Raw genomic sequence first — 18,218 nt, 5'->3', positions numbered from 1 at the left:
AGATGTAAATTATTAGCTAGAATTTTTGCAACTATAAAACGACAAACACCTTATGTAGATATACTAAAATATGCTGCCTGAAAATATTTGAAATATATTTGGTGGAGTCATAGAATACGCAATGACGAAATAACCCGTCACTGCGAGGAGTTTTTAACGACGTGGCAGTCTTATTATAACAAACAAATTGCCACAGTTTTTCTCAAAACTTAGCAATGAGTAAGGCTAATTATTTTCAGTTCTGTAATTATATTATCGAACTCAGGTTAAAAGTAAAAATTACAATTTCATTTTTGTAAATTTGTATCAATTCAAAAAATAATGAAAGAAGAACAAGTAATTTTGGTAAATGAAAAAGATGAACAAATTGGATTAATGCCAAAAATGGAAGCTCACGAAAAAGCTATATTGCACAGGGCATTTTCAGTTTTTATTTTTAATGATAGAAATGAATTGTTATTACAGCAACGAGCTTCGGATAAATATCATTCGCCTTTATTGTGGACTAATACGTGCTGTAGCCATCAACGAAATGGGGAAACCAATATTGAAGCCGGTAAAAGACGCTTACAAGAAGAAATGGGTTTTGAATGTAAATTGACTGAAAAAACTTCATTTATCTATAAAGCACCTTTTGATAATGGCTTAACTGAACATGAATTAGATCATATTATGGTTGGGTTTTACAATAAAAACCCGATTATAAATAGGGAAGAAGTGGAAGATTTTAAATGGATGTTACTGGAAGATGTTAAAAAAGATATAGCTCAACAACCAGGGTTATATACCGAATGGTTTAAAATTATTTTTGCTAAATATTATAGTTTTTTAAATACCTAAGTTATGAAAGTTACCGTTAACAGAAAAGCACATTTTAACGCTGCACATAGATTGTATAATGCTGATTGGACAGATGCTAGAAATACAACCGTTTTCGGAAAATGTGCAAATCCGAATTATCACGGACATAATTATGAGTTAATTGTTTCGGTAAAAGGTGAAATTCATCCTGAAACAGGATTTGTTATGGATATGAAAATTTTAAAAAATTTGATTGAAACCGAAATAGAAGAAAAATTTGATCATAAAAATTTGAATGAAGAGTTAGAGGAATTTAAAACATTAAATCCAACTGCCGAAAATATTGTAGTGGTTATTTGGAATAAATTGCGTAAAAAAATTGATAAAAAATTAGAACTTTCTATTACGCTATATGAAACTCCAAGAAATTTTGTTTCATATTGTGGAGAATAAAATTAGAAGTTAATTAAATTAAAAAGGCTGTCTAAAAAGTAAAATCTTCGTCAACCTGAACTTGCCAGCAGTAGGCGGGCTTGGTTCAGGTTCTTATAATAACTAGTAGCTACTAAGATAAGATTCTAAATTAAATTCAGAATGACAATTTTTAAAACTTTTTAGGCAGTCTTTAATTCGTTTCTTAAAAACTTTTTATTCTTCTTTTACCTTGCAAGTATTTATCTTAAATATAGAATAAAGAGGACAAGAACTAATTAGGCTTGTTAGTAAGAAAATAGCTCCTACAATCAATAATACAATAGCAAGTGTGCCTGATATGATATCTTTCCAATATAAAACGGCAATAACAATGGCAATTAATATTCTGATAATTTTATCAGCAGAACCCATATTTTTTTTCATTTTTTCATTTTTTAAGATTAATAATGAGTTAAAAGTATCATTTTTTTTAAAAATAACTATTCTTTTTTTTGCTTATTTAATTCATCTTGTAACTTTCGCATTACTTTTTGTTCACGTTCTAAAGCTTTTGTTCTGTGTTCATTATATTCATCTTCTAACTCTTTTAAAGCTTCTTTTATATGTTGAGTTATGGTGTTACTTTGTTTAAATTTAGATATAAAAAGGACTAATAATAATGCTAATACACCAATTGTAAAAAATAAAATAGATTTAAAGGTGGCTTTTTTAATTAACATTCCTAAAAAGGAAATGCTTTGTTTTTCAACAGTTAAGGTTTCAATATTTTTATTAGAATTTTTTATACTTACTTGTAAACTATCAATTTTAGTTTTTTGAGAAGTAATAGTTTTGTAATTATTAACTATTTCTTTTTGTGATTTTGAAAGTGTATCTGCCACATTTCGTTTTAATTTTTGTAACCAATTATATTGTACTACTTTATAGTTTTGATATCTGTTAGATTTGTTTATTAAGTAGTTAAATTGATTTTTAACTGAACCAGTATCAATAAATTTTTTATTGATTTGGCTAAATCCATTCCAAGAAATTAGCATTACAGTAATTAATAAAGTTAACTGTTTTTTCATAAGTAAAATTAGTTTGTTTTAGTAACGATTTATGCAGTTACTTATTGTTTTTTTTTAAGATTATTGAAATCTATTATCCGATTTAAAATAATATTTATTTAAATCCTTTATATTAGCTAACCATCCTTTTTTTGTGCCTGTTCTATTATCAAAATCTTCAAAATAGGGTTTTATATCTAATAAAGGAGAATTATTCATCATATCAACATCTAATATATGAATTTTATTTCCTTCTAATTTTTCAATCTCTACTACGGAAACTCCTATTTTGTTTGGTCGTTTTGGCGATCGCGTTGCAAAAATACCTTTAGGAGTGTTATCCATAAATGGGATAACTTCAAGCTGTGGATTTTTTACCAAATGCAGTTGATAAATTAGCATAATATGAGAAAATCCATCAACGCCATTTAAACCTTTGCTAAATTTTGGATAAACCTCAACTATACCTTTTATCCCTTTTGCTCCAATAGGTTGAATTGGCATGTTTTCAGGAGTTTCCCAAGGTGTTTTTATAACTCCAATGGCTTCTAATTCAATAGTTTTTGTTTTCATTAATTATTTAATTTGTAATAATTTTCTAATTCCGTTAAATAAATTTGTTTTGTTTTATCATCTAAAAAGGAATATTGAAACGAATTTTTTACCAATTCATAGATGTCAGCTTTTGTTAAATTTAAAGCCTTTTGAATTTCAATAAAATTTTGATTTACTTGTCCGCCAAAATACGCAGGATCATCGGAGTTAATGGTTACTTTTAAACCTAAATTCATCATTTTTTTTAAAGGATGATCTTTTAAATCGGTTACCACCTGTAATGCCGTATTTGAAAGCGGACAAACGGTTAATGCTAAATCACGTTTTTTAATTTCTTCAATTAACTTTTCATCTTGTAGCGCATTATTTCCGTGGTCAATACGTTTAATTTTTAATAAATTAAGTGCTTCCCAAACATAATCGGCATTTCCTTCTTCACCTGCGTGAGCCACCGGAATATAACCTTCTTTAATGGAAGCTTCATAAACATTTTTAAATTTTGATGGAGGATTTCCTTTTTCGGAAGAATCTAATCCAACAGCGGTAATTTTATCTTTAAAAGGAATAGATTGTGCTAATGTTTTAAAAGCTTCTTCCTCACTTAAATGGCGTAAATAACTCATTATTAATAAAGAAGTAACACCTAAGTTTTCTTTAGCATCTTCACAAGCTTTTGATATTCCATTAATTACGGTTTTAAACTCAATTCCACGTTCGGTATGGGTTTGTGGATCGAACATAATTTCGGTATGTCTTACATTTTGAGTTGCACATTTTTGTAAATAACTATATGTTAAATCGTAAAAATCTTGTGCTGTTATTAAAACGCTTGCACCTTGATAATAAATATCTAAAAAATCTTGAAGGCAATTAAATTTGTATGCTTTTTCAATTTCTTCTACTGATTTATATGGAATATCAATTTTATTTCTGTTAGCTATTTTAAACATTAAAGCTGGCTCAAAAGAACCTTCAATATGTAAATGTAATTCTGCTTTTGGTAAATTTTCAATAAATGCTTTCATTTAATTCTATTTTTTTAATGGAAGTAATTAGCTTTAAAGTTTTTTACTTTAAAATCAATTAATGTACAAAATTACTGATTAAATATTTTTATTAGATATTTGTTTGAAAATAAATTATGAAAAAAATGAAAATTTTAATTATTGTAACAATTGTTTTAGGAGTTCTCATTTTAAAAAAAGAAGATAAGAATATGAAAAAGATTGAAGTTGGTGATGCTATTCCCACAATTAATTTAAAAGATGAAAATGGCGTTGAAGTAAATATTAATGCGATTAAAAAACCATTGATAATCTATTTTTATCCAAAAGATGAAACTCCGGGTTGTATTAAAGAAGCTTGTAAATTTAGAGATGAATTTCAGCGTTTTACAGATTTAGGCGTTCAAGTTTTTGGAATAAGTGGTGATTCTTCAGCTTCGCATAAAAAATTTAAAGAGAAATATCATTTACCTTTTACTTTATTGGCAGATACTAATAATGAGATTCGTAAAAAGTTTGGTGTACCAAAAAGTTTGCTTTTTTTACCGGGTAGAGTTACTTATGTAGTAAATAAAAACGGAATAGTAACATACATGTTTAACAGTCAGTTTGGTGCGGAAAAGCATATTGAAAAGACTTTAGAATTTTTAAATAAAAATAAGGCCGACATTAACTAATAATGGCAGTCTTAAATACTCAAAACTTGTTAAGAGGCTTTTGATATTGTTTCCTTAAATTCGAGCTTAAAAACAGCTTTGCAAATTAAGGATTGCATTTTTTTATTCTCTTTGTTAACTAAAACTAATAAATTTAGCTTTTCATTATTAATGGCTATTATCTCTGCTTTAAAACATAAATTATCGTTTAAATAAGCATTTTTTAACAATTTCAACTTTGTTAACTTCGGATTTTCTAAAATTAGATTATTTTGATCAGATATTAAAATAAAAACAAATTTTTCCATTTGTTGATATAATATATTTGGCAATAAGGCTTTGTTATTGTTTATATCATTTTTTGTGACTTTAAATTTTTTTTGAGGGTTTGAAAATAAATTTTGTAATGTTTTCATAATATTTTTTAAGAATTTTTTTCAGTGAGAAATTCTAGTTTGTTTTTATGTTATAATTATAGATGGAATTTTTTGACATTTATTTTAAAGTTTATCACAAAAAAAAAGCACCTTTTACAAAAAGCACTTTTAAATGATGTTATCGTTTTATTAATATTTAATCTATTTTATAAAAAGTACTTTTAGTTTATATATTGATTGACGCTTCATAGCATGCGAATTTCGCATTGTATAAAGAGAAATTATGGAAGACACACAAATACTAATAGTCTCCAAAATTGTTTTATATATATATGGTAACATTTTCATAATTAATTCAAATGTAGAATTATATATTTAAAATCAAATTATAAATAAATTTATTTAACAATTATGGTGTATTGTTTAAGTATTTAACAAACAAAAGTTAATTAATCTATAAAATATGCTTTAATTATAAACATTAAACAATAATAGTATATATTTAAAAAATCGAAATTATAGCACAATATAAATTTTCTTCTTTTTTTTGTAAAGAACTAAATTTAGGTTCGTCTATACTTCAAAATAATATTTAATTTAATTACTAATTTATGAAAAATTTCAAAAAAACCTCATTATTAACTGGCTCATTAGTTGCTGGTGTTTTACTTTCAACTTCTAATGTTGAAGCAGCAAACAACTTAACATTTGATTATTTAGGAACTGGTGCAACCGTGCGTACACAATTATTAGCTAACGGAACAGTTAATGTTTTAACTTCAGTTACGGATGGGTTAAAATCTATTGAAGGTAAATGCGGAGAAGGAAAATGTGGAGACAAAAAAACTGATAAAAAATCCGAAGCAAAATCTAAAGACGCCAAATGTGGAGAAGGAAAATGTGGAGATAAAAAAGCGGACACCATAAAAAAATCCGAGGCAAAGTCTAAAGATGCCAAATGTGGAGAAGGAAAATGTGGTGGTAAAAAGGCAACTAAAAAAGCTGAATCAAAATCTAAAGATGCCAAATGTGGTGAAGGTAAATGTGGTGGTAAATAATCACTAATTTATAATAGATATGGTTGATTAAAAATCAATTTTAATCAACCATATTAATTAAAGAAAAACAAAATGGTAGGTATTGGTTATCGAAAAGATTTTGCAGAAGAGTTTTCTGAAAATACATTAAATCCGGCTTTTATAGAAGTAGCTCCTGAAAATTGGATAAATGTTGGCGGTTATTACAAAAAAATGTTTGATAAAATTTTAGAAAAATATCCATTATTTGTTCATGGTTTGTCACTTTCTGTTGGAAGTCCTGAAGGAATTGATGTTGCTTTTGTAAAACAAGTAAAGCAGTTTTTAGATGAAACTAAAGCAGTTGAATATTCTGAACATTTAAGCTTCTCAAAATGTGAAAATGCACATCTTTTTGATTTGTTGCCTATACCGTTTACGGAAGATGCTGTTAAAAATGTTTCAAAAAATATTCGTCAAGTTCAAGATATTTTAGAGCGAAAAATTGCTATCGAAATTGTAAGCTATTATACGCCAATTGCACCTGAAATAAGCGAAATTGATTTTATAAATAGTATTGTTTCTGAAGCCGATTGTAATTTGTTATTAGATGTAAACAACGTTTATGTAAACGGATTTAATCATCAATATAATCCAAAGGAATTTATTCCAAAATTAGATTTATCTAAGGTAAAATATATTCATATGGCCGGCCACACTAAAGTTGCATCAGATTTAATTATTGATACACATGGCGAAAATATTATTGATCCTGTTTATGATTTATTTCAGTTTACTATGGAATTAATGCAAAGAGATGTTCCTATTTTATTAGAACGAGATTTCAATATTCCTGAATTAGAAGTTTTACAACACGAAATGGATAGACTTCAAATAATAAAAACAAATGCACTTAAACAACATAAGCATGCCATTATCTCTTAAAACTTTTCAATATCAGACTGATTTTGCAAATTACTGTAAAACAGGAATTTATAATGAAATACCTGGGGTAATTGAAAAAAACATAAAACAATATAGAAGACTAGTTTTTAATAATGTTTATGATAGTATTTCAGCGGCATATCCTATTACAAAAAAATTATTAGGAAAAAAGAAGTGGAAAAAATTAGTACATCGATTTTTTAGCTCGCAGAAAATTCAAAGCCCGCAAATTTGGTATATGCCAAAGGAATTTAAAGATTATATAATTGATAAAGAGTTAAAATTACAAAGCAAATATGTTTTTTTAGCAGATTTACTTCAATTTGAATGGTTAGAAATAGAAGTTTTTATGATGCCAGATGAAGCTATTGAATTTCTTTCTGAAACTAATCTCTATTATATTAATCCAGAAATAAGATTAATGAGCGTAGAGTATCCTATTCATTTAAAAAAAGCGAAAAAAATTACAGAAAAGGATAAAGGGAATTATTTTATCTCTTTACATAGAAATAGAGAAACTGGAGTGGTAGAATTTACTAATTTATCTATTCCGTTTGTAGATGTTTTAGAAAATTTATCAGAAAAGTCGTTAAATCAAAAATCTATTTTAAATATTTTACAAAAATATGTTGATGAAACTACAGCAAAAAATGTATTTTATCAGTTTGAACAAATAGCTATTAACAACCAATTATTATTCAAAAAATGAAAAAATTAATTACATTCAATCAAAATTTAGGAAAAAAATTAAGTAAGCTTGAAAGTTTACCACTATTATTATTTCGTTTAGTTTTAGCTTATGGTTTTTACGGGCCAGCTATGATGAAATTGAAAAATATAGATGGTATAATATCTTGGTTTACAGATATGGGCATGCCAATGCCAGCATTAAATGCCTATATGGCTACGGCAACAGAAAGTTTAGGGGTTCTATTTTTAATTTTAGGATTTTCAACACGTATTATTTCTGTTCCATTAATTGTAGTAATGTTAGTGGCTATTAAAACAGTTCATTTAGCAAATGGTTTTGAATCGGGGAATAACGGATTTGAAATTCCTTTATACTATATTTTTATGTTATTCGCTTTGTTTATTTATGGACCAGGAAAATATAGCTTAGATTATTTATTAAGCAAAAAAGTGAGATAATTTATTTACTTTTTTTACTGCTATTTTCAAAATGTTTAAAATGAAAATTGATTGTCCGTAATTAATCATAAAATGTTCGTCACCCTGAACTTGTTTCAGGGTCTCATCAATATAAATTGGTGATTAGTAAAAACTATGAGATGCTGAAACAAGCCCGCCTGCTGCTGGCAGGTTCAGGTTGACGGATAAATATGAAATATAACACAAAACGGATATACATAAATGAAATTATTTTTATGTTATTGCGTTTAAAACTTGTAAATTTGTAATAATCTAAAAATAGATATTATGGCAAGCATTAGAATTTTAAAAAAGGATATTAATTACGTATTAGGTGATATTATTGAAGAGTGTTATACTTGGGAACTATTAAATCCAAAGGCTGACACCAAAAAAAGTGAAGCAATTATTGAAGAAGCAATTACTACTTTTGATACGCTAATTGATAAAATTAATTTAAAAAGTGTTGATAAGAAAAAAGATCATTTTAAAAAAATAGAAGCAGAGTTAGACAAGAAAGCTAATGATTTGATAGCTAAAGTAAATAAGCTTTAAAAATCTTAGCTAAAGATTTGTTTTTTACGCTGTTTTTTATTAAATTTATACAATAAATAATAGTAATAATACGTTCTTAATTTACCAACTTAAACCTATAATTTATGGCAAGAGCAATGTTTGAGTACACTAAAGTGGTACTCCAAAAAGTTAGCTTTAATAAAGATTTATTTAAAAAAGAATTAGAAAAAGCAATTAACCGATTGCTACCGTACGAACTAAAAGAGTTGTATTTATGGTTGAAAGATTTTACGCATAACAAACCTAGTCTTCAGCCATGTTTAGCAATAATTAAAAATTAAAAAAAAAAGGAGCTTATTGCTCCTTTTTTTTATGTAATGGACTTATTATTTTTACATCATTAAAAGCTATTACGCCTCTAACAATACCATCAACTACATTTTTTAAGGTGTCAATTAAATGTAATTTTAATTGTGATTTATGATATATTATACTTACTTCTCTCGCAGGAACAGGATGATTAAAATTACGAAGATTTTTTTTGTCCGTTTCATTTAAGTCTAGCGTTTGTAAATAGGGTAATAAAGTCATTCCTAAACCTTCTTTAGAAAGTTTTATGAGTGTATTAAAGCTCCCACTCTGCAATTGAAAATTTGGAGAATTTACTTTATTAGCATTACATAAATTTAAAATATTTTCTTTAAAACAATGTCCATCTTCTAAAAGTAAAATATCATCAATATCTAAATCATCAACATTTAAATAGGTTTGTTTAAATAATCGATGTTCTTCAGGTACAAACCCAACAAAAGGTTCGTAATAAATCACTTTTTCTTTAATATTATCATTTTCTAACGGTGTTGCTGCAATTCCAACATCAATATGTCCATCTTCTAATTTTTTTATAATTTCTTCAGTTGTTAATTCTTCGATTTTTAAATTTACTTTTGGATATTTTTTAATAAATGTTTTTAAAAATAAAGGCAATAGCGTTGGCATAATGGTAGGTATTATACCCAATTTAAAATCACCACCAATATATCCTTTTTGTTGTTCCACAATGTCCGTAATTCTATTACTTTCATCAACAATAATTTTAGCCTGCTCAATAATTTTTTTACCAATTTCAGTTAATTGAATTGGTTTTTTACTTCTGTTAAAAATTTTAGTATCTAATTCATCCTCTAATTTTTGAATTTGCATACTTAAAGTGGGTTGTGTAACAAAACAATGTTCACTTGCAACAGTAAAATTTCTATGTTCGGCTACTGCCAAAACATATTTTAATTGTGTAATAGTCATAACTATAAATATTTTAGATAAAGATATAAAAACTATCAATAATAATTATGATTTATTGAGTATTTTTTTAAGGAATTTTGTTGAAGTAATAAAAAGGAATAATTAATTAAAATTTAGAAATATGAAAACAACATCAATAGGATTAAACATTAAAGAAACAGAAGAATTAATAGTTACTTTAAATGGATTATTAGCAAATTTTCAAGTGTATTACCAAAATTTAAGAGGTTTACATTGGAATATTAAAGGAAAATCATTTTTTGAATTACATATGAAATTTGAAGAGTTTTATACGGATTCTCAGGAAAAAGTAGATTTAATTGCGGAAAGAATTTTAACATTAGGAGGAACTCCGTTACATACTTTTAAAGATTACATAAATTTATCTAAGGTTAAAGTGGGTAAAAATATTGTAGAAGATGAAACTTCCGTGAAATTAATTGTAGATTCTTTGTCAATCTTACTTCAATTAGAACGTGCAATTTTAGAACAATCAGATAAAGCAAATGATGAAGGAACTAATGCAATGATGAGTGATTTTATTTCAGAACAAGAAAAAACAGTTTGGATGTTAAATGCTTGGTTAAATTAAATTACATTGTAATTTTTTAAGTGTTAAGTGTATTTTCTTTTTTATTATTTATTATAATTCTAAATGAAAATACACTTAATTTGCATTTAATAATGCTTAAAGTTATTAAATGAGAACGCTAACAAAAGAATTACAGGCAACAATTACTCCAAAAGATGCACATAAAATTTTAGTTGAAGGCAATCTTCGATTTATTAAAAATTTAAAGGCTGACCGTAACCATAAAGAGCAGGTACTGGCAACAAGCGATGGTCAATTTCCTTTTGCAGTTATATTGAGTTGCATGGATTCTAGAGTTCCGGCAGAATTAGTTTTTGACCAAGGTATTGGCGATATATTTAGTGTAAGGGTTGCGGGTAATATAATTAATGAAGATGTATTGGGCTCAATGGAATACGCTTGCAAAGAAATTGGATCGAAAATATTAGTAGTTATGGGGCATACTAATTGTGGAGCTGTTACTGCTGCTTGTAATCATTATGAAATGGGTAATATAACTACCTTACTTAGTAAAATTAAGCCTTCAGTTTTAGAAGTTAGTAAGGGTAAAGAAAAATTATCAATTTCAGAAATAGAAAAAGTTAGTCATTTAAATGTTATTCATGCTATAGAAAGAATTAGAGATGAAAGTCCAATTTTAGCTGCATTAGAAGTTAAAGGAAGTATTGAAATTGTTGGAGCAATGTACAGTGTAGAAACAGGAAAAGTTACTTTTTTAAATAACTAAGAAAAATTCCAAAATTTCCTTTTTTTGTTTAATTCTTCTTCTCGTTTTTTGTATTCTTCTTCTGAAATAACTTTTAATAGATTTGGATCTTGTTCAATTTCAAATTCAATCTTTTTTACAATTTCATCAATAGTTTCATTTTCATAATCAATATCCATTGGTTTTTTTATAACCATAGATTGTAGTACGTTTCGTTTTTTAATCATTAAACCTTTTTTATCAAAAGATCTTCTAAATCCATCAATTACAATAGGAACAACAATTGGTTTGTAGGTTTTAATAATATGAGCTGTACCTCTTCTAATAGGATTAAAAGGTTTTGTAGTTCCTTGAGGAAAGGTAATTACCCATCCATCTTTTAATGCCTTTCCTATATTACTTATGTCTGACATTTTCACTTGTCGGTTTACATTTTCACCTGCACTTCTCCAGGTTCTATCAATAGAAACGGAACCTGCATAAGCAAATAATTTTGGTAATAAACCAGATTTCATAGTTTCCTTGGCAGCTACAAAATAAATGTTAAGTTTTGGATTCCAGATATATCCAATATTTTTTATTGAATCAACTCTTCCTTTTAATGCCGCATTAAAAACGTGCATCATGGCTGCAACATCGGCAAAATAAGTCTGATGATTTGAAATAAAAAGGACATTAGTAGTTGGTAAATTTCTTATAATTTCAGAGCCTTCGATTTGAAGTTTATTAAATCTGCGATATCTACCGTGAGATACTACTCCAAAAATTCTAATAAGCCATTTTTTCAAAAATAAAATATGTCCAAAAGGATTCCTTTTAAATATTGGCATGTGGTTGGTTTAATTTGAATGAACTACAAATTTACTAAAAAATACTTTAAATATTTTTTAATAATTCTTTAATTTCACTTAACATCATTGCGGTTGCTCCCCAAACTATGGTATCATTTAGAATAAAACAAGGAACTTTCATATTTGTTGCATATGAGGTGGTAACTTTGGTTGTTGAAAGGCAATTTTCTGATAATAATTCTGATAATTTAACAGATATGATTTTTTCAACTTCATGATTTAATTTGAAAGTAGGAGCCAAAGATAAAAAGCCCATAAAAGGAGTAACTAAAAAATTACTTGGTGGAATATATACATCAGTTAATTGTTTAAAAATAGAGATGTCAGAAGGATTAATTCCAATTTCTTCATTGGTTTCTCGTATTGCAGTATTTTTAAGATTTTTATCGGAAGTTTCAAATTTACCTCCTGGAAAACTTATTTGGGAAGCATGAGTTCCTTTGTAATTAGCTCGTAAAGTTAAAATAAATACAGTTTCATTATTTTCATTTGGATAAAATAGGGCTAAAACAGCAGATTTTTTTGCATCATCACTAATAACTAGTTCTTTTAAATATGGTTTTCTAGATGCTGGAGCCAGTTTAAATTGGGCATCTAATCCGCCTAATTTTGTTAAGGCATACATATCAATTTTATTTTTGAAAATATTAAAATCCATTACATTTGTTGCGTATAATAATTATAATCTTTAATAATTGTGTTTACAAAATCAACAGCTCTTAAATCTGTTTTGACCTCTGTTAGTTCAATAATTTTTTCTTTTATTGCATTTATTGCGGTGTAATTTCTTTTTTTTAAAGCATTGTTGTACAGCAATTTAATAGTTTGCACATCTTTATCGCTGAGTAAGGTAACTTGTGGAAAAGTTGGTTTGTATTCTTCTGATAAATCAACATTTAAAGTGTCCTCAATAGTTATTCGTTTTTTTTCTGAAATTACGGTGGTATTTGCTGCTAAATCACCTAATCGTTGTCCTTTTCCGTTTAGTAAAATGGAGAGTAAAGCTACTGAACCTGAAGCTAAGCTAATATCAATTAAACGCAATATCCATCGTATTAAATAACTTCCAAAAGTTGGTTTTGATCCATCAATTTTTGTAACTCTAATATGTAAAAAATATTTACCAGGACTTTGTCCGTTCATTAAAACTTCAAATAGTAAATGATATAAAAATACAGGTAAACTTAGTAGTGCATAAACTACTATCAATGATTTTGAAGGTTTATAACCTAAGCTATTTAATATTAAAAACAGTATAATATAGTAACCTATTATAATGAGCATATCAATAATAAATGCTAAAATTCGATCACTTACTGGAGCAACGTTTTGCTTTATGATAATATTTTGAGCTGTTTCTATTTGAAAATTATTCATTTTTAGTGTATATCTTTTTGGCTGATAACTTTTGATTTTTTACATTCGTTAACTAAATTGATTATCTAAGGTTTTTATGTTAAGCAACAACAAAAATATAAAAAATGCGTGAAGCAGCATTTGTAAAAAAAAATAAAAAAAAGTGGTTGCTGTTTGAAGATGTTTTAAATAAAAAAATTGCACTATCACCTAATAAGCTTTCTGATTTGTATATTGAAGTTTCTGAGGATTTAAGCTATGCTAAAACGTTTTATCCAAATAGTAATACCGAATATTATTTAAATAGTATTGCAGCAAAATCGCATTTAAAAATTTATAAAACTAAAAAAGAAAGTAAAAATAGATTATTATCTTTTTTTAAAACGGAATTCCCTTTAGAATTTGTTAATTATCATAAAGAGTTATTGATTGCATTTGCTACTTTTCTCTTTTTTGTAATTATTGGTGCGTATTCAGCATCGCAAGATGCTTCTTTTGTTCGTTTAATATTAGGCGATAATTATGTAAACACAACTTTGGCTAATATTGAAAAAGGGGATCCTATGGCTATTTATAAAAATATGGGCGAAACAACAGCATTTTTGGTAATTACCCTTAATAATATAAAAGTAGCTATGATGGCTTTTGTATTTGGAATGTTGTTTTCCGTGGGAACATTATTTATAATGATGCGTAACGGAATAATGTTAGGCTCATTTGCATACTTTTTTTATGATAAAGGTTTGCTTTGGGAATCTTCTAGAACTATCTGGCTTCATGGAACTATTGAAATTTCGGTTATAATTATTGCTGGTTGTGCAGGCTTGGTACTAGGAAACGGTTTACTTTTTCCAGGAACTTATACAAGATTGGCTTCTTTTAAAAGAAGTTTTAAAGCAGGACTTAAAATTATGGTAAGTACCATTCCATTTTTTATTATTGCTGGTTTTTTAGAAGGTTTTGTTACACGACATACAGAAATGCCTGACTTTTTAGCCATTTTAATTATAATAGCATCATTAACATTAATACTATATTATTACATTTTTTATCCCATAAAACTAAACAAACAAAAAAATAATGGAAGATTATAATTTTATTGAATTTAAAAAAGAAAGAGATTTAGGAGCAATTATTACAGATACATTTGCCTTTATTCGCCAAAATTGGAAAAGCTATTTTTTAACTATTTTAAAATTAGTAGGTCCAGTACTTTTAATGACTTTAGCCGTATTAGTTTTTTATTTATTGGCAATGTCAGATGTGTTTAATAAATCATCTTTAGATAGCAATCCTGAAGGTGTATTTTCTAAATTAATTTCTTGGGTTTTTGCCTTAATGTTTGTCTATGTAATGTTATATTCATTACTATCTATGACTTCATTATTCTTTATTAAATCATATATTGATACCAAGGGAAAACCAGATTTTTATAAGATAAAAGAGCAAGTTTATCAAAATGTTTGGAAATTTTTAGGGTTAGGTTTTTTAGTTACTGTTGTAACTGTTTTTGGAATGGTATTTTGTTATATACCAGGTATTTATCTGGGTACAATTTTATCTTTAGCAACTTCTATATTAGTTTTTGAAGAGCGAACAGTTGGCGATTCTTTTTCACATTCCTTTACTTTAATAAAAGGTGAATGGTGGAATACTTTTGGTGTATTAATTGTAGTTTGGTTATTAATAGGAATACTTGGGCAAGTTTTTTCAATTCCAACTATTATTTATCAATTTATAAAAATGGGAACTGTTATGGGAGGAGATGATCCAACTAAATTTTTCGAAGTATTCAAAGAGCCCATCTATTTAGCCCTAAATATTGGTTCTTATGTGTTTCAATTTATGTTATACTCAATTCCACTTATATCTACCGTTTTTATCTATTTCGATTTAAATGAGCAAAAAAACTTGACGGGGACTTTTGAGAAAATTGATAATTTGGGAAACAATAATTAATTTTTTTTTGATGATAAGTAAATTCATTTTTTATAGTTTATTTCTTTTTACGTTAACAACTTTTTCGCAACAAAAAGATAGAATTATTAAAATGGATACTACTAAAGTTAGTCAAAAAAAGTTTGATGCTAAAAGTTTAGAAAAGTACAAATCCAATAAAGATTTTGATTATACTGAAGCTACAAAAAAAGAGCCTACTTTTATAGATAAAGTTTTAAATTGGTTATGGCGACAGTTATTACGGTTTTTTGAATGGATTTTTGGAGTTAAATATGCTAAGGGAATATTAGCAACTATTTTAATGGCTTTACCTTATGTTATTGGAGGAATTGTGTTGTTTTTGCTAATTAAATTTTTTGTGAAAACAAAAATTAAATCTGCAGTTTCATTCTCAAAAAACCCTGCGATTATAAATTTTTCAGAGGATGAAAAATTACTTCAAAAAGCTGATTTAGAGGCTTTAGTGCAAAAGGCTATTAAAAATAAAAATTATCGTTTAGCAGTGCGATTTTTATATTTAAAAACACTAAAATTACTTACAGATAATGAAGTAGTTAACTGGGAGCAACAGAAAACAAATGATGATTATATTAGTGAAATAGTTGATAATTCATTAAAAAAATCTTTTGAAAATACTACACGCATTTATGATTTTGTTTGGTATGGAAATTTTCATATAAATAATGTACAATTTAGCCGAATACAAATTGAGTTTACTGCTACTAATAATCTAATTAATCCTCAAAAAAATGGATAAACTATCTAAAACATATCTGGTAGCTTTTATCTTATTAATTTTGGGATTTATGTACATTGAAAGTACTAAAAAAAAGCCTGTTAATTGGTTTCCTAGTTATGTGGCAAAACATAAAATTCCATACGGAACTTATGTTTTAAAAAATGAATTACCCAAATTATTTCCAAAAATCAAAATTAAAGACAGTTTTGAACCACCATTTATACATTTAAAAGATACGACATTAACAGGTACTTATTTTTTTGTGGATGAAGCCATTAATTTTGGAAACGATGAATTTTATAGATTAATGAAATTTGTAAAAAAAGGAAATGATGTTTTTATAGCTACACACGGTATTAACATTGATACACTTGGTTTTAAAACGAAACGATTAATTGGAAAAAATTTAGATGAAAAAGTGTTTTTTAAATTTAAAAACAAAGTATTTAATAACAAAGAATTTTCTTTTGATAGAGATTTTAATAATCAAATATTTACTAAAATTGATACTTTAAACACCACAGTTTTAGGAATCACGGGTTATGTAAATAATCAAAATAAGCGAAGTGTTGAAGGCGTTAATTTTGTAAGATATAATTATGGTAAAGGGCATTTTTATTTTTACACGTTTCCTGAAGTTTTTACAAATTACACTATTTTAAAATCAGCTAACGTCCAACAAGTTGCTAACGTATTGTCTTATATTAGAGCTGATATTCCTATAATTTGGGATGCGTATTATAAAACTGGAAAAACTAAAATTACCTCACCAATACATTATTTATTAAGCTCAAAATCACTTAAATACGCGTATTACACATTACTTTTAGGGGTATTGTTCTTTATCGTTTTTAAAGGAAAACGAACTCAAAGAAGCATTCCAATTATAACTCCTTTAAAAAATCAAACCTTAGCTTTTACTCAAACTATTGCTAATATGTATTTTGAAAAAGAGGATCATAAATCCATTGCAGAACAACAAATAAATTATTTTTTAGATTATATAAGAACTAAATTTCACCTATCAACAGCTAATTTTAATGAAGAATTTTATAAAAAATTAGCAAGCAGAAGTGATAATTCTATTGAATTTGTTAAAAAAATAATTTCAGAATGCAATACTATTCATTTAAAAAATACAATTACCAAAGAAGAATTAATGGCACTAAATAAAAATATTGAAAAATTTAAAAATAAATACACTTATGGAAAATAATGATGTAAATTTTAATAATAGAATTGACTTAGAAGGTTTAAAACAAGCAGTTCAAAATATTAAGTTAGAATTAGGTAAAATAATTATAGGTCAAGAAAATTTTATTGAACTTTTGTTAATCGCTCTTTTAGCTGACGGTCATGTACTTATTGAAGGCGTTCCGGGAGTTGCCAAAACCATTACCGCTAAATTATTGGCAAAAACTATTGAAACAGGCTATAGTAGAATACAATTTACGCCAGATTTAATGCCGAGTGATATACTTGGTACTTCAGTTTTAAATATGAAAACTTCTGAATTTGAATTTAAAAAAGGACCAATTTTTTCAAACTTAATATTAATTGATGAAATTAATCGTGCTCCAGCAAAAACCCAAGCTGCCTTATTTGAAGTTATGGAAGAACGCCAAATTACTATGGATGGAATTACTTATAAAATGAATCCTCCATTTATGGTTTTGGCAACTCAAAATCCAATAGAACAAGAAGGTACTTATGCTTTGCCAGAAGCACAACTAGATCGTTTTTTGTTTAAAATAGCGGTGGGTTATCCAAATGAAAATGAAGAAGTACTCATTTTAAAAACACATCAAGAAAGAAAGGGCATTTTACCTCAAACAACAATTAAAACTACTATTAAAGAAGCTGAGTTAAAAAAATATAAAGCACTTATTTTTGAGGTTTTGGTAGAAGATAAATTGATGAATTATATTGCTCAGTTGATTACTAAAACTAGAAATCATCCACATTTATTTTTAGGAGGTTCCCCAAGGGCAAGTATTGCCGTTTTAAATGCTGCTAAGGCTTTTGCTGCTATTAGCGGAAGAGATTTTGTAATTCCTGAAGATATTAAAAAAGTGATAGTACCAGTATTAAGGCATCGACTTATTTTAACTCCAGAGCGTGAAATGGAAGGGCTTACAACTGAAAAAGTAATTGAAATGATTGTTCAATCCGTTGAAGTACCAAGGTAAATTTAATTAAATAATAATTGT

Annotated in this window: 25 protein-coding genes; 16 read left to right on the top strand and 9 right to left on the bottom strand. The window is 26.9% G+C overall.

Translation table 11 applies throughout. The features are described from left to right. Positions 1 to 321 precede the first annotated feature (321 nt). Both idi and L3J60_RS05790 read left to right on the top strand, forming a co-directional pair. Positions 322 to 840, top strand: a complete 519-nt coding sequence (gene idi / locus L3J60_RS05795) for an isopentenyl-diphosphate Delta-isomerase (protein WP_291974546.1) — start codon at positions 322 to 324, stop codon at positions 838 to 840. A gap of 3 nt (positions 841 to 843) precedes the next feature. Further along, positions 844 to 1,254: a 6-carboxytetrahydropterin synthase gene (locus tag L3J60_RS05790; RefSeq protein ID WP_291974545.1), complete on the top strand. Its 411-nt coding sequence runs from the start codon at positions 844 to 846 to the stop codon at positions 1,252 to 1,254. A 195-nt stretch (positions 1,255 to 1,449) separates the two neighbouring features. On the opposite strand, the gene L3J60_RS05785 is transcribed toward L3J60_RS05790, so the two are convergent. From L3J60_RS05785 to L3J60_RS05770, 4 genes are read right to left on the bottom strand one after another with little or no spacing between them, the layout of a single operon-like run. Next, entirely contained in the window at positions 1,450 to 1,659 is a 210-nt protein-coding gene (locus L3J60_RS05785) for a DUF2892 domain-containing protein (RefSeq protein ID WP_291974544.1), read from the bottom strand. Between the two features lie 56 nt (positions 1,660 to 1,715). Continuing rightward, positions 1,716 to 2,306: a tRNA (guanine-N1)-methyltransferase gene (locus L3J60_RS05780; protein WP_291974543.1), complete on the bottom strand. Its 591-nt coding sequence runs from the start codon at positions 2,304 to 2,306 to the stop codon at positions 1,716 to 1,718. A 60-nt stretch (positions 2,307 to 2,366) separates the two neighbouring features. Next, entirely contained in the window at positions 2,367 to 2,858 is a 492-nt protein-coding gene (gene tsaA / locus L3J60_RS05775) for a tRNA (N6-threonylcarbamoyladenosine(37)-N6)-methyltransferase TrmO (protein ID WP_291974542.1), read from the bottom strand. Continuing rightward, entirely contained in the window at positions 2,858 to 3,865 is a 1,008-nt protein-coding gene (locus tag L3J60_RS05770; RefSeq protein WP_291974541.1) for an adenosine deaminase, read from the bottom strand. The genes tsaA and L3J60_RS05770 overlap by 1 nt, the downstream gene beginning before the upstream one ends. A gap of 116 nt (positions 3,866 to 3,981) precedes the next feature. Here L3J60_RS05770 and L3J60_RS05765 point away from each other — a divergent pair, with 116 nt between their 5' ends. Further along, the gene (locus L3J60_RS05765) at positions 3,982 to 4,521 is read left to right on the top strand and encodes a peroxiredoxin (RefSeq protein WP_291974540.1); all 540 of its coding nucleotides are present in this window, start codon (positions 3,982 to 3,984) and stop codon (positions 4,519 to 4,521) included. A gap of 29 nt (positions 4,522 to 4,550) precedes the next feature. Here L3J60_RS05765 and L3J60_RS05760 read toward each other — a convergent pair whose 3' ends face one another. Further along, on the bottom strand, positions 4,551 to 4,916 hold the full coding sequence (locus tag L3J60_RS05760) for a hypothetical protein (protein WP_291974539.1): 366 nt from the start codon (positions 4,914 to 4,916) through the stop codon (positions 4,551 to 4,553). Between the two features lie 572 nt (positions 4,917 to 5,488). On the opposite strand from L3J60_RS05760, the gene L3J60_RS05755 reads away from it, so the two are divergent. The 6 genes from L3J60_RS05755 (at position 5,489) to L3J60_RS05730 (ending at position 8,844) form a co-directional block, all read left to right on the top strand. Further along, a complete protein-coding gene (locus tag L3J60_RS05755) occupies positions 5,489 to 5,935 on the top strand; it encodes a hypothetical protein (RefSeq protein WP_291974538.1) in 447 nt (148 codons plus the stop codon). Positions 5,936 to 6,007: 72 nt separating this feature from the next. After that, on the top strand, positions 6,008 to 6,838 hold the full coding sequence (locus L3J60_RS05750) for a DUF692 domain-containing protein (RefSeq protein ID WP_291974537.1): 831 nt from the start codon (positions 6,008 to 6,010) through the stop codon (positions 6,836 to 6,838). Then, positions 6,822 to 7,547, top strand: a complete 726-nt coding sequence (locus L3J60_RS05745) for a putative DNA-binding domain-containing protein (protein WP_291974536.1) — start codon at positions 6,822 to 6,824, stop codon at positions 7,545 to 7,547. Before L3J60_RS05750 ends, L3J60_RS05745 begins: the two co-directional genes overlap by 17 nt. After that, positions 7,544 to 7,987 (top strand): DoxX family protein, encoded by a 444-nt coding sequence (locus L3J60_RS05740; protein ID WP_291974535.1) that lies wholly within the window; start codon positions 7,544 to 7,546, stop codon positions 7,985 to 7,987. Before L3J60_RS05745 ends, L3J60_RS05740 begins: the two co-directional genes overlap by 4 nt. A 288-nt stretch (positions 7,988 to 8,275) precedes the next feature. Further along, positions 8,276 to 8,542 carry a hypothetical protein gene (locus L3J60_RS05735; RefSeq protein ID WP_291974534.1) on the top strand — a complete coding sequence of 89 codons (267 nt, stop codon included), beginning with the start codon at positions 8,276 to 8,278 and terminating at the stop codon, positions 8,540 to 8,542. 104 nt (positions 8,543 to 8,646) lie between these two features. Beyond that, complete coding sequence (locus L3J60_RS05730) at positions 8,647 to 8,844, top strand: hypothetical protein (protein ID WP_291974533.1); 198 nt, start codon at positions 8,647 to 8,649, stop codon at positions 8,842 to 8,844. A 13-nt stretch (positions 8,845 to 8,857) separates the two neighbouring features. Here the strand turns inward: L3J60_RS05730 and L3J60_RS05725 are convergent, their stop codons facing one another. Further along, entirely contained in the window at positions 8,858 to 9,805 is a 948-nt protein-coding gene (locus tag L3J60_RS05725; protein ID WP_291974532.1) for a LysR substrate-binding domain-containing protein, read from the bottom strand. Positions 9,806 to 9,926: 121 nt separating this feature from the next. Between L3J60_RS05725 and L3J60_RS05720 the strand changes: the two genes are divergently transcribed. Together L3J60_RS05720 and L3J60_RS05715 are read left to right on the top strand one after the other, a co-directional pair. After that, positions 9,927 to 10,397, top strand: coding sequence for a Dps family protein (locus L3J60_RS05720; RefSeq protein WP_291974531.1), 471 nt, complete (start codon positions 9,927 to 9,929; stop codon positions 10,395 to 10,397). A gap of 109 nt (positions 10,398 to 10,506) precedes the next feature. After that, positions 10,507 to 11,124, top strand: coding sequence for a carbonic anhydrase family protein (locus tag L3J60_RS05715; protein WP_291974530.1), 618 nt, complete (start codon positions 10,507 to 10,509; stop codon positions 11,122 to 11,124). On the opposite strand, the gene L3J60_RS05710 is transcribed toward L3J60_RS05715, so the two are convergent. From L3J60_RS05710 to L3J60_RS05700, 3 genes are read right to left on the bottom strand one after another with little or no spacing between them, the layout of a single operon-like run. After that, positions 11,121 to 11,933 (bottom strand): lysophospholipid acyltransferase family protein, encoded by an 813-nt coding sequence (locus L3J60_RS05710; protein WP_291974529.1) that lies wholly within the window; start codon positions 11,931 to 11,933, stop codon positions 11,121 to 11,123. The genes L3J60_RS05715 and L3J60_RS05710 overlap by 4 nt on opposite strands. 46 nt (positions 11,934 to 11,979) lie before the next feature. Continuing rightward, positions 11,980 to 12,579, bottom strand: a complete 600-nt coding sequence (locus tag L3J60_RS05705; protein ID WP_291974528.1) for a CoA pyrophosphatase — start codon at positions 12,577 to 12,579, stop codon at positions 11,980 to 11,982. A 32-nt stretch (positions 12,580 to 12,611) separates the two neighbouring features. Then, positions 12,612 to 13,331, bottom strand: coding sequence for an RDD family protein (locus tag L3J60_RS05700; RefSeq protein ID WP_291974527.1), 720 nt, complete (start codon positions 13,329 to 13,331; stop codon positions 12,612 to 12,614). 104 nt (positions 13,332 to 13,435) lie between these two features. Between L3J60_RS05700 and L3J60_RS05695 the strand changes: the two genes are divergently transcribed. The 5 genes from L3J60_RS05695 to L3J60_RS05675 are packed head-to-tail and all read left to right on the top strand — an operon-like array spanning position 13,436 to position 18,197. Then, positions 13,436 to 14,404 (top strand): stage II sporulation protein M, encoded by a 969-nt coding sequence (locus L3J60_RS05695; protein ID WP_291974526.1) that lies wholly within the window; start codon positions 13,436 to 13,438, stop codon positions 14,402 to 14,404. Then, a complete protein-coding gene (locus tag L3J60_RS05690; RefSeq protein ID WP_291974525.1) occupies positions 14,391 to 15,269 on the top strand; it encodes a YciC family protein in 879 nt (292 codons plus the stop codon). Before L3J60_RS05695 ends, L3J60_RS05690 begins: the two co-directional genes overlap by 14 nt. Before the next feature lie 10 nt (positions 15,270 to 15,279). Beyond that, entirely contained in the window at positions 15,280 to 16,026 is a 747-nt protein-coding gene (locus L3J60_RS05685) for a DUF4129 domain-containing protein (RefSeq protein WP_291974524.1), read from the top strand. Further along, a complete protein-coding gene (locus L3J60_RS05680; RefSeq protein ID WP_291974523.1) occupies positions 16,019 to 17,224 on the top strand; it encodes a DUF4350 domain-containing protein in 1,206 nt (401 codons plus the stop codon). The genes L3J60_RS05685 and L3J60_RS05680 overlap by 8 nt, the downstream gene beginning before the upstream one ends. Beyond that, complete coding sequence (locus L3J60_RS05675; protein ID WP_291974522.1) at positions 17,214 to 18,197, top strand: MoxR family ATPase; 984 nt, start codon at positions 17,214 to 17,216, stop codon at positions 18,195 to 18,197. Before L3J60_RS05680 ends, L3J60_RS05675 begins: the two co-directional genes overlap by 11 nt. The last annotated feature ends 21 nt before the right edge of the window (positions 18,198 to 18,218 follow it).

Source organism: Lutibacter sp. (genome assembly GCF_021647475.1).
Classification (GTDB): Bacteria; Bacteroidota; Bacteroidia; order Flavobacteriales; family Flavobacteriaceae; genus Lutibacter.
The sequence above is the reverse complement of the archived record's forward strand: the minus strand, read 5'-3'. Positions and strand labels throughout refer to the sequence as shown.

Coding starts and splice junctions, on each gene's coding strand:
- idi (WP_291974546.1), top strand. CDS start 322: ATGAAAGAAGAACAAGTAATTTTGGTAAATGAAAAAGATGAACAAATT.
- L3J60_RS05790 (WP_291974545.1), top strand. CDS start 844: ATGAAAGTTACCGTTAACAGAAAAGCACATTTTAACGCTGCACATAGA.
- L3J60_RS05785 (WP_291974544.1), bottom strand. CDS start 1,659: ATGAAAAAAAATATGGGTTCTGCTGATAAAATTATCAGAATATTAATT.
- L3J60_RS05780 (WP_291974543.1), bottom strand. CDS start 2,306: ATGAAAAAACAGTTAACTTTATTAATTACTGTAATGCTAATTTCTTGG.
- tsaA (WP_291974542.1), bottom strand. CDS start 2,858: ATGAAAACAAAAACTATTGAATTAGAAGCCATTGGAGTTATAAAAACA.
- L3J60_RS05770 (WP_291974541.1), bottom strand. CDS start 3,865: ATGAAAGCATTTATTGAAAATTTACCAAAAGCAGAATTACATTTACAT.
- L3J60_RS05765 (WP_291974540.1), top strand. CDS start 3,982: ATGAAAAAAATGAAAATTTTAATTATTGTAACAATTGTTTTAGGAGTT.
- L3J60_RS05760 (WP_291974539.1), bottom strand. CDS start 4,916: ATGAAAACATTACAAAATTTATTTTCAAACCCTCAAAAAAAATTTAAA.
- L3J60_RS05755 (WP_291974538.1), top strand. CDS start 5,489: ATGAAAAATTTCAAAAAAACCTCATTATTAACTGGCTCATTAGTTGCT.
- L3J60_RS05750 (WP_291974537.1), top strand. CDS start 6,008: ATGGTAGGTATTGGTTATCGAAAAGATTTTGCAGAAGAGTTTTCTGAA.
- L3J60_RS05745 (WP_291974536.1), top strand. CDS start 6,822: ATGCCATTATCTCTTAAAACTTTTCAATATCAGACTGATTTTGCAAAT.
- L3J60_RS05740 (WP_291974535.1), top strand. CDS start 7,544: ATGAAAAAATTAATTACATTCAATCAAAATTTAGGAAAAAAATTAAGT.
- L3J60_RS05735 (WP_291974534.1), top strand. CDS start 8,276: ATGGCAAGCATTAGAATTTTAAAAAAGGATATTAATTACGTATTAGGT.
- L3J60_RS05730 (WP_291974533.1), top strand. CDS start 8,647: ATGGCAAGAGCAATGTTTGAGTACACTAAAGTGGTACTCCAAAAAGTT.
- L3J60_RS05725 (WP_291974532.1), bottom strand. CDS start 9,805: ATGACTATTACACAATTAAAATATGTTTTGGCAGTAGCCGAACATAGA.
- L3J60_RS05720 (WP_291974531.1), top strand. CDS start 9,927: ATGAAAACAACATCAATAGGATTAAACATTAAAGAAACAGAAGAATTA.
- L3J60_RS05715 (WP_291974530.1), top strand. CDS start 10,507: ATGAGAACGCTAACAAAAGAATTACAGGCAACAATTACTCCAAAAGAT.
- L3J60_RS05710 (WP_291974529.1), bottom strand. CDS start 11,933: ATGCCAATATTTAAAAGGAATCCTTTTGGACATATTTTATTTTTGAAA.
- L3J60_RS05705 (WP_291974528.1), bottom strand. CDS start 12,579: ATGTATGCCTTAACAAAATTAGGCGGATTAGATGCCCAATTTAAACTG.
- L3J60_RS05700 (WP_291974527.1), bottom strand. CDS start 13,331: ATGAATAATTTTCAAATAGAAACAGCTCAAAATATTATCATAAAGCAA.
- L3J60_RS05695 (WP_291974526.1), top strand. CDS start 13,436: ATGCGTGAAGCAGCATTTGTAAAAAAAAATAAAAAAAAGTGGTTGCTG.
- L3J60_RS05690 (WP_291974525.1), top strand. CDS start 14,391: ATGGAAGATTATAATTTTATTGAATTTAAAAAAGAAAGAGATTTAGGA.
- L3J60_RS05685 (WP_291974524.1), top strand. CDS start 15,280: ATGATAAGTAAATTCATTTTTTATAGTTTATTTCTTTTTACGTTAACA.
- L3J60_RS05680 (WP_291974523.1), top strand. CDS start 16,019: ATGGATAAACTATCTAAAACATATCTGGTAGCTTTTATCTTATTAATT.
- L3J60_RS05675 (WP_291974522.1), top strand. CDS start 17,214: ATGGAAAATAATGATGTAAATTTTAATAATAGAATTGACTTAGAAGGT.